The organism is Flavobacterium gilvum, assembly GCF_001761465.1.
Taxonomy (GTDB): domain Bacteria; phylum Bacteroidota; class Bacteroidia; order Flavobacteriales; family Flavobacteriaceae; genus Flavobacterium; species Flavobacterium gilvum.
Map to the genome: position 1 here is coordinate 2,213,600 of NZ_CP017479.1, position 15,836 is coordinate 2,229,435.

The 15,836-nt window shown below is 34.0% G+C and carries 16 protein-coding genes; 7 read left to right on the top strand and 9 right to left on the bottom strand.

Features of this window, described 5'->3' with window-relative positions:
* Positions 1–140 precede the first annotated feature (140 nt).
* The 4 genes from EM308_RS09280 to EM308_RS09295 all read right to left on the bottom strand — a co-directional run bounded on the left by EM308_RS09280 (position 141) and on the right by EM308_RS09295 (position 2,691).
* Complete coding sequence (locus EM308_RS09280) at positions 141–512, bottom strand: hypothetical protein (protein ID WP_035633786.1); 372 nt, start codon at positions 510–512, stop codon at positions 141–143.
* Positions 513–619: 107 nt separating this feature from the next.
* A complete protein-coding gene (gene trmD / locus EM308_RS09285; RefSeq protein WP_035633784.1) occupies positions 620–1,297 on the bottom strand; it encodes a tRNA (guanosine(37)-N1)-methyltransferase TrmD in 678 nt (225 codons plus the stop codon).
* Between the two features lie 141 nt (positions 1,298–1,438).
* Complete coding sequence (locus tag EM308_RS09290) at positions 1,439–2,086, bottom strand: DNA/RNA non-specific endonuclease (protein WP_051877630.1); 648 nt, start codon at positions 2,084–2,086, stop codon at positions 1,439–1,441.
* Positions 2,087–2,247: 161 nt separating this feature from the next.
* The gene (locus EM308_RS09295; RefSeq protein ID WP_035633782.1) at positions 2,248–2,691 is read right to left on the bottom strand and encodes a DUF1569 domain-containing protein; all 444 of its coding nucleotides are present in this window, start codon (positions 2,689–2,691) and stop codon (positions 2,248–2,250) included.
* A 337-nt stretch (positions 2,692–3,028) separates the two neighbouring features.
* On the opposite strand from EM308_RS09295, the gene EM308_RS09300 reads away from it, so the two are divergent.
* From EM308_RS09300 to EM308_RS09320, 5 genes are all read left to right on the top strand, one after another.
* Positions 3,029–5,155, top strand: coding sequence for a M3 family metallopeptidase (locus tag EM308_RS09300; RefSeq protein WP_035640808.1), 2,127 nt, complete (start codon positions 3,029–3,031; stop codon positions 5,153–5,155).
* 183 nt (positions 5,156–5,338) lie between these two features.
* Complete coding sequence (locus EM308_RS09305; RefSeq protein WP_035640805.1) at positions 5,339–5,698, top strand: cupin domain-containing protein; 360 nt, start codon at positions 5,339–5,341, stop codon at positions 5,696–5,698.
* 101 nt (positions 5,699–5,799) lie between these two features.
* Positions 5,800–6,210, top strand: a complete 411-nt coding sequence (locus tag EM308_RS09310) for a VOC family protein (protein ID WP_035640803.1) — start codon at positions 5,800–5,802, stop codon at positions 6,208–6,210.
* A 32-nt stretch (positions 6,211–6,242) separates the two neighbouring features.
* Positions 6,243–6,749, top strand: a complete 507-nt coding sequence (locus EM308_RS09315) for an OsmC family protein (protein WP_035640799.1) — start codon at positions 6,243–6,245, stop codon at positions 6,747–6,749.
* Positions 6,750–6,772: 23 nt separating this feature from the next.
* The gene (locus EM308_RS09320; protein ID WP_035640796.1) at positions 6,773–7,339 is read left to right on the top strand and encodes a DUF4256 domain-containing protein; all 567 of its coding nucleotides are present in this window, start codon (positions 6,773–6,775) and stop codon (positions 7,337–7,339) included.
* A 109-nt stretch (positions 7,340–7,448) separates the two neighbouring features.
* Here EM308_RS09320 and EM308_RS18390 read toward each other — a convergent pair.
* Positions 7,449–8,809 (bottom strand): IS3 family transposase gene (locus tag EM308_RS18390; protein ID WP_394332816.1). Its coding sequence is split into 2 segments (ribosomal slippage): positions 7,449–8,332 and positions 8,332–8,809, totalling 1,362 coding nucleotides; the frame shifts between segments, so codons are not numbered across the junction.
* 285 nt (positions 8,810–9,094) lie between these two features.
* Here EM308_RS18390 and EM308_RS09335 point away from each other — a divergent pair.
* Entirely contained in the window at positions 9,095–10,882 is a 1,788-nt protein-coding gene (locus EM308_RS09335; RefSeq protein ID WP_197056157.1) for a TlpA disulfide reductase family protein, read from the top strand.
* Between the two features lie 258 nt (positions 10,883–11,140).
* The gene (locus EM308_RS09340; protein ID WP_035637666.1) at positions 11,141–12,073 is read left to right on the top strand and encodes a peptidylprolyl isomerase; all 933 of its coding nucleotides are present in this window, start codon (positions 11,141–11,143) and stop codon (positions 12,071–12,073) included.
* Positions 12,074–12,281: 208 nt separating this feature from the next.
* Here EM308_RS09340 and EM308_RS09345 read toward each other — a convergent pair whose 3' ends face one another.
* The 4 genes from EM308_RS09345 to EM308_RS09360 form a co-directional block, all read right to left on the bottom strand.
* Entirely contained in the window at positions 12,282–12,809 is a 528-nt protein-coding gene (locus tag EM308_RS09345) for a YceI family protein (protein WP_035637667.1), read from the bottom strand.
* Positions 12,810–12,884: 75 nt separating this feature from the next.
* On the bottom strand, positions 12,885–13,415 hold the full coding sequence (locus EM308_RS09350) for a dihydrofolate reductase family protein (RefSeq protein WP_035637669.1): 531 nt from the start codon (positions 13,413–13,415) through the stop codon (positions 12,885–12,887).
* A gap of 269 nt (positions 13,416–13,684) precedes the next feature.
* Complete coding sequence (locus EM308_RS09355; protein WP_035637672.1) at positions 13,685–14,233, bottom strand: RBBP9/YdeN family alpha/beta hydrolase; 549 nt, start codon at positions 14,231–14,233, stop codon at positions 13,685–13,687.
* A gap of 188 nt (positions 14,234–14,421) precedes the next feature.
* On the bottom strand, positions 14,422–15,684 hold the full coding sequence (locus tag EM308_RS09360; RefSeq protein ID WP_035637674.1) for an aminotransferase class I/II-fold pyridoxal phosphate-dependent enzyme: 1,263 nt from the start codon (positions 15,682–15,684) through the stop codon (positions 14,422–14,424).
* Between the last annotated feature and the right edge of the window lie 152 nt (positions 15,685–15,836).

The following is a 15,836-nucleotide window of genomic DNA, read 5'->3' on the forward strand; positions in this document are numbered from 1 at the left end:
ATCTCGCCAGAGGTTGGTCTAAATTCGGGTGCAAATGTAGCTAAAATTTTCAATATACAAATTTCAAATTCCATTTTTTTAATAAGTCAATTGATTGGAATTTGGAATTTTAAAATTGTGATTTGTGACAATAGAATAAATCAGGGTTCCATTTTAGACGATTTTACTTTTTGAATAGTTTGTTTGATTTTTTCGTCTGTTGTTATTTTGAGATCACTGTATTTGTTTATTCCTAATGACGAAGTCAAACTTTTTTCTCTTTTATCAAATAATTTGTCGACTGCTTTGTCTCGTTCTTCTTTTGATAATTTCTTTTCATCCAAACTGAATAAGTTTGTTACTAATTCGTTATTGGTACTTTCGAAATAGCTTTTTTCCTCTTCGTTTAATACAATTCCATACGTTTTGTTAAGTTCATTCAATAAGGAAATTTTATTTAATCCTTGTGCAAATGAAAGGGGCGAAATTAATAGTATTACAATTAAAAACACTTTGATGATTAATTCTTTCATGATTTAATACTTTATAAGATTATTACTTGAGTGAACTAATGCGGATTTTATCCCAAATTGAGATATAGTGGTTTTAATTTTGGTTTTGAAGTGTAAATATATGAAAATTAATCGGTTAAAAGGTCGGGTCTTCTGTTTTTGGTATGCTCGTAGGCGGTGTCTTCTCGCCATTTGTCAATTTTTGCAGCGTGACCGCTCAATAAAACATCGGGAACTTTCCATCCTTTGTAATCGGCAGGGCGTGTGTAGATAGGACCTGAGAGCAAACCATCCTGAAAACTGTCTGTCAATGCCGAAGTCTCATCACTCAAAACGCCCGGAATCAATCGGATTAAGGCATCAGATAAAACCAAAGCACCCAATTCTCCTCCAGAAAGCACATAATCGCCTATGGAAATTTCTTTGGTAATAAAATGGTCGCGTACTCGTTGGTCAACACCTTTATAATGTCCGCACAAAATGATAATGTTTTGATACATTGACATTTTGTTGGCCATTTTTTGGTCTAATGTTTCGCCATCGGGGGACATATATATGATTTCGTCATATTCTCTTTCACTTTTCAAATGTGTGATACAGGCATCTATTGGTTGCACGGTCATAACCATTCCGGCGCCACCGCCAAAAGGGTAATCGTCAACGCTTTTTTGTTTGTTGGTCGTATAATCTCTTAAATTATGAATGTGTACCTCCACAAGGCCTTTGTCTATGGCGCGTTTCATAATCGAAGCTTCAAAGGGACTTCTTAATAATTCGGGTAATACGGTAATAATATCGATTCTCATTGTGCATTTTTAGGAACGGCAAAGGTACAATTTTTTTAACCGAAAAGTTCGCAAAGTCTTAGCTATGTTCGCAAAGCCTAGCGAACTTTGCGTAATTCTTTGTGAACTTTGCGGTTAATTTTTATCAATAAAAAGTGTTGACTAACTAAAACTCCATTCCTTGTAACTCAGTTCTTTTTCGATTTTTTCTTCAATTTTCTCCGAGAGTTTTTCGTTGAAATTGATACCTGTAATTTGTTCAATGTCATCAATGGTTGTGGCAAAAGTGTAAAGAGGCGCATCCGACTTTTCATTGGGAACCAAAAAAGGAATCATGACCAATTTATCGTGCTGAACCCGAACTATAATTTTATAAAAATAATCGGGAACAGAAACTTCTTCGTCACCAATGGTAACCAGATTGTCATGCAAAATGCTTCCAGTTACTATAAAAATAGCTTTGTATTTATCTGCCCAATAGCGAATTTTTTGTTCCAGCCGATTCCATACTCCTGCATTGAAAGCTCTGTTTTGCGGAGCCACATTCGAAGTGAGAAACGTTTCGTTATAAGCTTCTTCAGAAAATTTCATGTCGGCGGCAGGAACCAAATGACCTTTGTCGTAGCCAGTGTCTTTGTAGTTTTTCCAGTGCGCCGATTCGGTATCTACCAAAGGATCTTGTTTGAAATAAGGTCTTTCAAAATGATGTTGAAACTGGGAATCCGCCGTCAGATAATAGGCCGCCCATTCCGCCTGCTCATGTTCTTCAGAATATGATAAAAAGAAATGTTTGTGTTTGATGATGCTCATAAAGCCATTGTTTTTTATGACTATCCGCTAATCGGACCAAAAAAAGTATTGTTTTTTTTACCATTAAGATATTAAGAAAATTAAGTTTTTAGCCTTAATGAACCTTAATATCTTAATGGTTTAAAAAGAAAAATAACTTTATTTTTTTGAATATTTTCTAGCTAAACTCCAAACTGTCTCAGATGGTGGTCTGTATGTCTCCACATCAATTTATCCCAATCTTCATAAGTCATTTTTCCCCAAAAAGGATGATACAATACCTTGATCGTTTGTGTGCCTTTTGCAAATTGGCTGAAATTTTCGGCAAATTCTTTTCGGCTGGTTTCAAAATCATAAGAACCTTCACATTTTAATTCTTTGGCAGTTGGACTGTTTTTTCCAAAATCACTGTTGAAAGCTTTGTTTTTTATCATTCTGCCCAAAAGACGCAACAGAAAGTTTATCTTAAGTTCTTTTTGTCCAAAGGCAACTTGCATAGCAGCGTTGCAATGCTGACACATTTGGTCTACTGTCATCTTACCCCAAAGCGATTTGCTATCAGGTGAAAGGGAATTGATTCTGGCGATTATAGCCTCATTATCTGCAGTATTATATATTGAACCCATATTTTTTTTGATTTAAAGTGACAAACAAATATACTGTAAAAAAGCATTTTTTTTTTGAAGTTAATTCAGAAGTGATTTCAGGGCAAATGCATGAATTATTTTTACCGCAAATTCGCAAATTTCAATAAAAAGAGCTATAATAAATTAGCCGTTTTTGCGGAATTTATGCAAATTAGATTTTGTAAAATTACAAAACTCAAGTTTGCAAGAAATAAATTTGCGAATTTGCGGTCATTTTAAAAAATCGTACGTTTATTTAGTGTTTGTTTTGTTGTTTTTGTAAATGATTTGTGAAATTTTGTTATTTTTATATCAAAAAAATATAAACAAATTATTCATGAGGAATTTTCCAAAATTATTCATTACCGGTTCGGTTTGTCTGGCTTTGTCTATGCAAACATTAACAATGAACGCTCAAAACAAGGATGTAAAAATGACAAATCCATTATTACAAAAAAGTACTTTACAGTATCAGTCGCCCAACTTTACTTTGATCAAAGACGAACATTTTAAGCCTGCTTTTGAGTACGCTTTAAAAATGCATGATAAGGAGGTAGAATCAATTGCTAACAATCCGGCAAAACCTACTTTTCAGAACACTGTTTTGGCATTAGAGGTAAGTGGGGAAGATTTGACTAGGGTATTGAACGTCTTTAGTAATTTGACAAGTTCAAATACCAATCCGGTTTTGCAGGCTTTAGACGAAGAATATGCCCCTATATTTTCAGGTCATAATGATAAAATTTATTTGAACAGTAAATTGTATAATCGTATCAAAGCTGTTGATTTGAATAAATTGAAAGGAGAGGACAAAAAACTAACCGAAGATTATTTGCAGAAGTTTGAATTGGCAGGAGCCAATCTGTCTGAAGCAGATAAGGTAAAAATGAAAAAAATCAATGAAGAACTGGCGAGTTTAAGTACTGTTTTTGGTAACAAATTATTATTAGCCCGAAAAAAGGGAGCTGTTTTATTTGATAATGTTTCAGACTTAGATGGATTGAGTCCTGCTGAAATAGACGCTGCTAAATTAAAAGCAAAAGAAGCGGGTTACGAAAATAAATATCTGATAGGATTGTTAAATACAACACAACAGCCTTTGTTGTCCAGTTTGAAAAACAGAGCCACAAGAGAAAAAATATTCAAAGCTTCCTGGTTTCGATCCGAAAAAAATGATGATGGTGATACTAGAGAAACGTTGGAAAAAACGGTAAGATTGCGTTTGCAAAAAGCTAATTTGATGGGTAAGAAAAGTTTTGCCGAATGGAAATTGCAGGATCAAATGGCCAAAACACCAGCTCCGGCAATGGATTTGTTAGCTAAAATTGCGGCGCCAGCAGTAGCCAAAGCCAAAGTTGAAGCAAGTGAAATCCAAGCTTTGATAGACGCTCAAAATGGAGGTTTCAAAATGGAACCATGGGACTGGAATTTTTATTCAGAGCAAGTGCGCAAAGCCAAATATGATTTGGATGAAAACCAAACAAAACCTTATTTTGAGTTGACAACCGTGTTGGAAAAAGGGGTTTTCTTTGCAGCCAAGCAAATGTACGGAATCACGTTCAAGGAAAGAAAAGATTTACCGGTGTATCATCCAGATGTAAAAGTCTATGAAGTTTTTGACGATAAAGGAGCTTCAATCGCAATATATTATTTGGATTTTTATACGCGTGATAATAAAAGAGGTGGTGCTTGGATGAGTAATTTTGTTAGTCAATCACATTATTTAAAACAAAAACCAGTAATCGTTAATGTTTACAATTTTGCCAAACCAACGGGAGGAAATCCTTCTTTAATCAGTTTTGACGATGTGACCACAATGTTTCATGAATTTGGGCATACCTTGCATGGCTTATTTGCCAATCAGCAATACCAATCGCTGTCTGGGACATCGGTGCCAAGGGATTTTGTGGAATTCCCTTCTCAAATTAATGAGCATGCCGCTTTAGATCCTTCTGTTTTAAAGAATTATGCCATTCATTATCAAACCAAACAGCCAATTCCACAAGACTTAATTGACAAAATCAAGAAAGCCGAAACATTTAATAAAGGTTATGATGTAACCGAAATTTTGGCTGCTTCAACAATTGATATGGCTTGGCATGGTGTTGAAAAAGAATCAGATTTTAAACCAACTTTGATTTTTGAAAAAGAGGTGTTGAAAAAATACGGATTGTTGGTCAATGAAGTGCCTCCTCGCTACCATTCTCCTTATTTTTCACATATTTTTGAAGGCGGTTATTCTGCAGGTTATTATGCCTATACTTGGTCCAAAACTTTAGATTATAATGCTTACGACTGGATGATGGCCAACGGCGGTATGACGAGAGCCAACTGTGATCGTTTCAAAAAATATATTTTATCAGTAGGTAACAGTGTGGATTTGAATAAAGCTTTCAAAGACTTCATCGGACACGATATGCAAATCGAACCGTATCTAAAAAATGCTGGATTATCAGGTAAATAATATAATTTAGATTATGTAATTAATCTAGGTTTTATCAGATTATGTGAAAAGACACAGAATAGCTCATAGACTTCAATTAAATGATTTTAAAATTGTTTGAATTGTAGTTTATGAGTTATTTTTGTTTAAAATAATTTATAAACAAAATGTGCGCTAAAGTACATTCTAAAGTAATTTAATAAGATGCAAAGTTTTGGAGCAAGTGCAGCGTTTTTAAAAGATGAAGATTTCGAGTGGGAAGTAGTTGGCGAAGGAATCAAACGCAAAATAATGGGCTACGATGATCAAATTATGATGGTGAATGTTCTTTTTGAAAAAGGAGCCATCGGGACACCGCACGAACATTATCATTCCCAAGTGACAAATGTTGCCAGAGGATCATTTGAGGTAACCATCGACGGATTGTCTAAAGTGATGAAAGAAGGGGATTGTTTTTATATTCCTCCTCATGTCGTACATGGTGTGGTTTGTTTGGAAGATGGCTTACTGATAGATGTTTTTAATCCTATTCGGGAAGATTTTATGCAGAAAAAAACATATTGATTTCGTCTGATTCAAACTGCAATGTAGTTGAATGGTAATAAAATTCAAAAGATTAAGCGCAATCAAAATAATTGAAATTTCATCATTAAAAGACAAACGTTATGGAAAATCAGGATGACAATGTTGATTACAAAACCCCAAAAGTGACCGGAATTGGAGGTGTATTTTTCTTTTCAGACGATCCCAAGCAAACCAGAAAATGGTATGGGGAAAATTTGGGTCTTGAAATCAATGACTATGGTTCGACTTTTGAATCCAGAGATATTAATAAACCGGAAAAAATAAACATCCTTGAGTGGAGTCCTTTTCAGAAAGACAGTACCTATTTTTCTCCTTCCAAGAAAGAATTTATGATTAATTATAGGGTTCAGAATATTGAAGGATTGGTCGAAAAGTTAAAAGAAAATGGTGTAGTAGTCGTTGATGAAATTCAGTCATTCGATTACGGTAAATTTGTCCATATAATGGATCCCGAAGGAAACAAAATAGAACTTTGGGAGCCTGCGGAATAAGAATGAAATAACAATCTTTAAATGTTTGACCGATGGATGCAGAAGAACTAAAAAATGTACAGTCGCCAATTAAAGAGAAATATAGAGAACAGCCAGAGACGGCTATGATAACTCTCAAAGCACAGGGCAAAATTGCTGACGGAATTTCATGCAGGGTCGAAACCGGAAGGGTCTTGGCCGAGGCAGGACTTCATCCGGCAACTGGTGGCAACGGAATGCTGGCTTGTTCGGGAGATATGCTTCTGGAGGCATTGGTTGCTTGCGCAGGCGTGACGCTAAGTGCTGTTTCTACGGCTCTGGGTATCGAAATTAAAGATGCAATTGTCAAAGCCGAAGGAGATTTGGATTTTCGTGGCACTTTGGGAGTTTCCAAAGAAGTGCCGGTTGGATTTCAAACAATTCGCCTTTCGTTCATTCTAGATTGCGATGCAACAGACGAACAAATACAAACATTGGCAAAATTAACGGAAAGATATTGCGTTGTTTATCAAACGTTGATAAAAGGAGTTTCCGTCGAAACAAAATTCGACAGACAGTAAAATTTTAACCGATTGAAAATAGTATGGCAAAATCCAAAAAAGAGTTGTCTTTAGAAGAAAAAGAACAGCAAATCAATATATTAAAAACACGTTTTGAGAAGAACAAAAACCGTCATTTAGGTCTTGATTGGGAAAAAATACATGCTAAACTGAAAGCTAATCCCAGTAAGTTATGGTCGCTTCATGAAATGGAAAAAACTGGCGGTGAACCCGATGTTGTAGGTCATGACGAAAAAACCGATGAATATTTGTTTTATGACTGTTCGGCAGAAAGCCCAAAAGGAAGAAGAAGCCTTTGTTACGATCGAGAAGCCCTTGATTCTCGTAAAGAATTCAAACCTGAAAATAGTGCTATTGATTTGGCGACCGAAATGGGTGTCGAAATTTTGACAGAATCAGAATATCGAGAGTTGCAGCAACTTGGTAAATTTGATACAAAAACATCAAGTTGGGTAAAAACTCCTTCGGATATAAGGAAACTGGGCGGTGCCATTTTTGCTGATTTTCGATATGCCAATGTTTTTATATACCACAATGGTGCTTCTTCTTACTACGCAGTTAGGGGATTTCGTGGCTCGTTAAGGGTTTAAATCTTATTTTAAAATAAGATAATATTTTTTTTCAGAATGGAAAAATTATAAAATGAACAAAATACAACCTCGTTTTAGACTGCACCCAAAAGTTTGGACAAATTTATAATTAATTTTTATAATAGTGAGCTCGATATTTTATCGGGCTCATTTTGTTTAAATTTGATTTGATTCTATCGTTATTGTAATAGTTAATATACTGTTTAATTTCAGTTTTTAATTCTTCTATTGTTCTAAACTTTGTTATATAAAAAAGTTCAGATTTTAATGTTCCAAAGAAGTTTTCAATAATGGCATTATCTAAACAATTTCCTTTTCTTGACATGCTCTGTATAATTCCTTTTTCTTTTAATAAGTGTTGATATTGTTTCATTTGATATTGCCAACCTTGATCAGAATGAAGAGTTAAATTAGCGTTATTTGGTATTTTCTTAAATGCTTTTTTAAGCATAGTTACCACTTGATTAAACACTGGTCGTTCTGTTAGTTCATAACTAATTATTTCTTGATTAAATAAATCTATAATCGGTGATAAATACAATTTTTTTCCAAAGACATTGAACTCTGTTATATCGGTTGCCCATTTTTGATTGGGAGCTGTAGCTTTAAAATTACGATTTAACAGATTCGGTGCAATTTTACCATTTTCTCCTTTATAGGATTTGTATTTCTTTACCCTGATAATACTTTTTAACCCTAACAAATTCATTAATCGTAAAACGGTTTTGTGATTAATAACGATTCCTTTGTTTTGAAGTTCATCTGTTATTCGTCTATACCCATAACGCCCTTTATGTCTGTGATAAATAGATTTTATTAACTCTTTAATTACTTTGTATTTATCTGGTATTTCAGGTTGTTTTTGATGATAATAAAAAGTACTTCGTGCCATATTAGCATGATTTAAAAGTGGTTTTAAATCATATTTATGCCTTAATTCCATTATGACTTGCGCTTTTTGGCTTTCTCTTCTGCTTGAATTAAGGCTTGTAACTTTTTTAAATAATCAAGTTCACAACGTAATGCTTCGTTTTCTAAAAGTAGTTCTTCTTCTCTAGTTAATGGTTTATCTGATGTATGCTTTTTAGGTTTATTATTGCTCATAGATTTTGGTCTGCCTCTGGGTTTAGTATATAATCCTTTCAATCCAAAATTACTAAAATCTTTTTGCCATTTGATTATTATAGATGAATCGGAAATATTAAATCTTAAAGCAGTTTCTTTCAATGAAAGTGATTCTTTATAAATAGATTGCAATACTTTTAACTTAATATCTAAAGCGTATTTTTTGTTCTTATAACTAATCAACCCAGATTCACCATAGATCTTATAAAAACTAACCCATTTACGAATATTAGATTCATCTGGACCTTTCAATTTAGAAACATGTCTACTTGAATAGCCATTATTTAAAACTAACTCAACACATTCTTTCTTAAATGCATAATCATATTTTGATTTTCTTTCCATAAAAATACCCCCAAATAGTGTCTAACTTTTTGGGGGCAGTGCATTTAAATTCGTTTAAGCGAGGTTTTTTTTATTGAAATTATAGATTAGTTGCTTTTATAAGTGTGCCTTATTTGTAGTATAAATTGATTATATTTGGTATTTAATTAAAATATAATCAGTTAGTTGTGGTTTTTGGTTAACAGGTAAATAACCCCTTAAAAAAATATAGATATGAAAAAATCAGTTGTATTGTTTTTTTTGGTTTGTTGTAATATCACTTTTTCGCAAATGGGAAAAGTATATTTGAAAGATTCAAAATTCAAAATTGGAAAAGAAAATACCTATGTCTATGAACCACAAACAGGCATAACAATTCCAACAGACGCTAAAGTCAAAATAGTATACCACAACAAATCTGACTATGCTAATCTTACTACATCACTGATAAAAAAATCTAATGTTTATGAGTTCAGCTGTAAAGTGCCAGATTCAACTAGAACATTGATTTTAGCTGTTTATGATGGAAAAAACACAGTAGATAATAATCAAGGCAAAGCATATGATATTTTTTTAAGAGCCACCAACCAAGCTGAATTAGGAAAATGTATGCTTAATAGGATACAAACTTTTGGTTATGCTAATTATTATTTGGGCTTAAAACAGGATTTGAAAGCAGAATCTATTTTGTTGGAATACAATAATTTGTATGCAAAATATCCTATACTAAAAGAGGATGTAAGTTATGGGAATTATTTGAGTATAAAAGGGAGTATTAATGCAGAACAAGCAAAACCAGAGATTTTGGATTTTGCTCAAAAATGTGAAAAAAAGACTTCGGAAGAATACTTGATCCTTGCGTCTAGACTTTATGGAATGCTCAAAATGGATGATAAAGTGAAACAAATTGAAAGTCAAATCTCAACAAAATATCCCAATGGAGAATTTGAAAAGTATAAATTTATTAGAGAATTTTCACAACATCCGGATAAAACAGAACAGTATATCCTGGAGAGTTTAGAATTATACACAACTAAATTCAAAGATATTTCTGAAAAATCAAAAGATATATTTTATTACTCTCTATTGAGAATATATTTAGAAAAAAAAGATATTCAAAAACTAGATCAATATGAGCGGTTATTGACTGATAAAGGAATGGCTGCTTCACTCTATAATTCTTTGGCATGGAGTTCATCAGGAGAGGATTTGGTAACTCCTCCAAAAGATATTGAGTATGCTGAAAAAATTTCTAAAAGATCATTAGATATTATTGCAAATATGCAAAAGGAATCTTCTTCTCCAGAAGAATTGCAAAATAGTTATAATATGGTTGCAGATACTTATGCCTTAATATTGTATAAATTAAATAGGTTTGACGAAGCTTTTCAATACCAAGACAAGATTAATCAATCAGGAGTTGGTATGTCTACAGATGCAAAAGAGCGTTATGCAGGTATGATGGAAAAGGTAAAAGGTTTGGAATTTACCAGAAAGTACATCGAATCCGAATTGGCCAATGGGTTAGATTCCAGAGTGATGTTGGCTCAATTAAAAGAAATATATAAAAAATCAAATTTGTCTCTTGCTGAGTATGAGAAAATTAAAGAAAAAGCGGTTGGAGCAGCCACTGCTAAAAAGAATGCAGCACTTGTAGAAAAATATGGTAGTACAGATGCAATCGGTTTTAATTTAAAAAACATAAATGGAAAAGAAGTAAAACTTTCAGATTACAAAGGTAAAGTGGTTGTTCTAGATTTTTGGGCTACTTGGTGTGGACCTTGTAAGGCTTCATTTCCGGGTATGCAGGAATTAGTGACTAAATACAAAGGTAAAGATGTTGAATTTTTGTTTGTAAATACTTGGGAAAGAGATAAAGAAAATAGTGCAACAGTAACAAAAGTTAAGACATTTATTACTGATAAAAAATATAGTTTTAATGTAATATTCGACTTTGATGGTGCCATAACAACAAAATATAAAGTAGAAGGAATTCCAGCTAAAATTCTAATTGACAAAAAAGGAACTATAATTTCAGATAGTGCATCAGAACAAGACCTGATTAATTTAATTGATGAGCAATTGAGTTTGTAATTTTCTAAAATTATAAAAATAAAGTACTATGGATTTGAAGTCCGTAGTTTGTAATAGTAAGTTGAAAGTCTTTAAGTTGGGAAAATGTTTTGTTTTTACAGTAATTGCACAAATTTTCACAAATTGATTCGTGAAAATTTGTGCAATTACTGTTGAATATTCATTTAATTTTTGAATTGGTTTCGTTTGTTAATTGTTCAAATCCTCAGATTTTCTAATTTTATTCGTAAATTTGCGCCTCAACAAAAAATAAATAAAATGGAAAACGGAATATATGCTAAATTCAACACTGCAAAAGGGGCGATTTTAGTAAAATTAACACACGATTTAACACCAGGAACTGTTGGGAACTTCGTTGCTCTTGCCGAAGGGAACATGGAAAATAAAGTAAAACCTCAAGGACAAAAATTCTATGATGGTTTGAATTTTCACAGAGTAATTCCTGACTTCATGATTCAGGGAGGTTGTCCAAAAGGAACCGGTACTGGTGATCCTGGATATAAATTTGACGATGAATTTCATCCTTCTTTGAAACACGACCGTCCGGGGGTGTTGTCTATGGCAAATTCTGGTCCTGGATCAAATGGTTCTCAGTTTTTTATTACGCACGTACCTACAAGCTGGTTGGATAACAAACACACGGTTTTTGGTCACGTAATCGAAGGTCAGGAAGTGGTTGATGCCGTGGCACAAGGAGATGTGTTGGAAACGCTTGAAATTATCAGAGTTGGTGAAGAAGCGCAAAAATGGAATGCTATTGAAGCTTTCATTGGTTTAAAAGGAGCTCGTTTGAAAAGAGAAGCGGCTTTGAAAGCAGAATCAGAAGCAAAAATGGATGCATTGGCGGCTGGTTTTGAAAAAACAGAAAGCGGTTTGCGTTACCAATTCATCCAAAAAGGAGCTGGTAAAAAAGCGGAAAGTGGAAAAATGGTTTCTGTTCACTACGAAGGTTCATTGGAAAACGGAAAAGTATTTGATTCTTCTTATCCAAGAAAAAAACCAATCGAATTCAGATTGGGTCAAGGTCAGGTAATCGAAGGTTGGGACGAAGGTATTGCTTTGTTGCAAGTTGGTGATAAAGCTCGCTTTGTAATCCCATCGGATTTAGGATACGGACCATCAGGTGCCGGAGGTGTAATTCCACCAAACGCAATCTTGATTTTCGATGTAGAATTGATGGACGTTAAATAATAATCAACGTCCGTACCATAATAAATTCACAATCCCAAAACGTTTAGTCGTTTTGGGATTTTTTTTATCTTCTAAATGAAAGAAAAGAAATCAAAAACGAACAAATAGCTTTGCGAATTTCACGTAAGTCTTTGTAAACTTTGTGGTTAAAAAGCTTCTAAGTCATAAAAATTATAAAATCCTATCACGGATTCTAAGTTGGTTATTGCTACTTCTTAATTAATTCGATATTAGCATTTATTCGGACTTCTTCACTCACTAAAACACCACCGGCTTCTATTGCTGCATTCCATGTCAAACCATAATCTTTACGATTGATTACACCTTTTAGTTTTAGTCCCGCCTTTGTATTTCCCCAATGATCGATATTAGTCCCGCCGTATTCAATATGTAGAATGGTTGGTTTTGTGGTTTCTTTTATGGTCAATTTGCCGATTATTTCAAATGAAGTGTCACCAATTCTTTTGAATTTTGTGGAATTGAAAGTGATTTTTGGAAACTTTTCTGAGTCAAAAAAATCAGCACTTTTTAGGTGAATATCTCTATTTTTATCATTGGTATTGATGGAATTTACATTTGCGGTAAACGAAAATGTCGCATTTTCAAAATTGTCTTCAGCTTCAGCAGTTCCAGCTATTCCATCAAAGCGCCCGGTCAATGTGGCAATTTCCAAGTGTTTAACTTTGAAAAGTAATTCCGAATGTGAAGGGTCTATTTCCCATTTGATAGTTTCCATGATTTTTGTTTTTTTACTGATTATTTTTAGAAGAGGTAATTTTGGGGTCGTTATAATTTAATGCTTGTATGCTTATTATTTCTGAATCCTTTTATAATGACTTTTTACAAGCCCATTCGAAAAGAGGTTGGTTTTTATGTGTTCAAAAGCAATATCCTGATTGAGTTCGCCAAACAAAGGAATTCCGTTTCCGATGAGTACGGGAACCCTTGTGATTATTAGTTCATCGAGTAAATTTTCTTTCAGAAAACTTTGAATCACTTTTCCGCCATCAACATAAATGTTTGAATATCCTTTGTCAGAAAGATAATCGAGTGCCGCTTTGGGCTGAAAAGGCAGAATAGTCACTTTTTCTTTTAAGGCGTCAGGGACCTGTTTAATTTGAGAACTTAATACAAAAACTTTCTGCTGATAAAACCAAGTTGGAAAAGTAAGTACTTTTTCATAAGTACCACTTCCCATTATTATGGCGTCAATTTCACTACTGAATTCGGTATAACTTTGATTAATTTCTTCGCTGTCAAATTGGATAAGCCAATCTATTTCTCCATTCTTTCGGGCAATAAAACCGTCAAGGCTGGTTCCTATGTATGCGATTGTTTTCATTTAATGGTCAAAAAAGACTATTGCAGTTTAGGCTTTTCCAATTTTCCTCAACTGAAAAAAATGGCAATATGAAGAGTGAAAATATTCTTGCCAAGACAAAGGATAGATATCTTTTCATGATTTTCTTACTTTAATTATTAAGGAATAAAATAACATAAAAACACATGCCAAAGTTAGTGATTTTAACTCGTTTTTTTATGATTTTTATTTGTAAATAATTGATTTTTATAATTTTGTGTTTTAAAGAAAGAAAAAATGGATATGATGTTTTAAGATTTAATTTTTGCAATTAATTGTTGTAAATAATCTTGTCCTTCTTCCCAATATTCCAGATTGGAATCAGAGTTGATGTGTCCTTTTTTGCCGACGTTTATAAAATCACTGCCCCAATAATTTGCCAATTTTTTGGCTCTTTCTAGGGACATATAAGAGTCGTTTTCGGTGCCTACTACCAATGTTGGAAAAGGAACAACTTGGGTCGGAATAGGTGAGAAGTGTCTTAAAAAATCAGGGGTATGTTCCGGCGAATCCACATCGGCGGGAGCAACAAGCATAGCGCCTACAATGTTTGGATTGTTGTTTTGCGAAGCCCAATGCATTACCAAGGAAACTGCCAAGCTGTGTGCCACCAAAATGGTTGGTTCTTCTGTTTTCTTAATCGTTTCTTCAAGTCTGTAAAGCCATTCGTGTAGTTGGGGTTCGTCCCAATTGTCCTGAATGACTTTGGTAGAATTGCTGAATTTTTTAAGCCAAAAGTTCTGCCAGTGTTTCTCGCCCGAATCACCAAGACCGGGAATGATTAATAAGTGCGGGATCATTTTTTTTAAGTTTCTGAGTGGCTAAGTTACTAAGTTTTTTTTTAAAGATTCTAAGATTCTAAGTTTTTGGAATTAAGTTAATAACAAAAAAAACACCTGAGAAGTTTTGCTAAACCGCTCAGGTGTCTAAATATTGTAAATTATTTAGAATCTTAGAAACTTAGAATCTTAGAAACTTAGCAACTATATTACGCCTCCATATCAACAGTAGTTTTGGCTGCTATTTCTTTATAAGTTCCGTTTACTAATTTCTCACGGATAGCTTCAAAAGCAGACAATGTCTCCTCAATATCTTGCAAAGTGTGGGAAGCCGTTGGGATCATACGTAATAAAATGATTCCTTTCGGGATAACCGGATACACAACAATAGACAAGAAAATACCGTAATTTTCTCTTAAATCGTTCACCATAACCATCGCTTCCGGAATGCTTCCTTCAAGGTAAACAGGAGTGATACACGTGTTGGTATCACCAATATTGAAACCTCTTTCTCTCAAACCGTTTTGCAACGCATTTACATTTACCCACAATTTGTCTTTTATTTCAGACGATTGACGCAACAATTCCAAACGTTTCAACGAACCGATAGTTTGAATCATTGGCAACGCTTTAGCAAACATTTGCGAACGTAAATTATATTTTAGGTAATCAATTATATCTTTATCTGCAGCTACAAAAGCTCCGATATTTGCCATAGATTTTGCAAACGTAGAGAAGTAAACATCGATTCCGTCTTGACAACCTTGTTCTTCACCGGCTCCGGCACCAGTTTTTCCTAGTGTACCAAAACCATGTGCATCGTCAACCAAAAGACGGAAATTGTATTTCTCTTTCAGGGCAACAATCTCTTTCAGTTTCCCTTGTTGTCCACGCATTCCAAAAACACCTTCGGTAATAAACAAGATTCCCCCACCGGTTTCGGTAGCCATTTTGGTGGCACGTTGCAGGTTTTTCTCCATACTTTCCAAGTCGTTGTGCTTGTAAGTAAAACGTTTTCCCATATGAAGGCGAACCCCGTCAATGATACAAGCGTGAGAATCTACATCGTACACAATAATATCATTTTTTGTAACCAAAGCATCAATGATAGAAACCATTCCTTGGTAACCAAAATTCAACAAATAAGCCGACTCTTTCATTACAAAAGCAGCCAATTCTTGTTCCAGTTGTTCGTGATAACTAGTGTGACCACTCATCATTCTGGCACCCATTGGCGCAGCCGCACCATAGGCAATCGCTGCCTCAGTATCGGCTTTACGAACTTCAGGATGATTCGCCAATCCTAAATAGTCGTTCAAACTCCAGTTCAAAATATCTTTTCCTTGAAATTTCATTCTTGGCCCCAATTCTCCCTCCAATTTCGGGAATACAAAATAACCTTCAGCTTGCGAAGCCCATTTTCCTAGAGGTCCTTTATTGTTTTGAATTCTTTCGAATAAATCTTTTACCATAATATTTTCTGTAGTAGTATTATTTTTTAAGAAAATGCAAAAATAATTATTTATAATGTATTAGCCTCTCGAAACCCTATTTATTTTTCCAAATCCCAATGATAATCGTTTCTAAAGTTATCATTTTGAGTAATATCTGTTTAAGGAGCTGA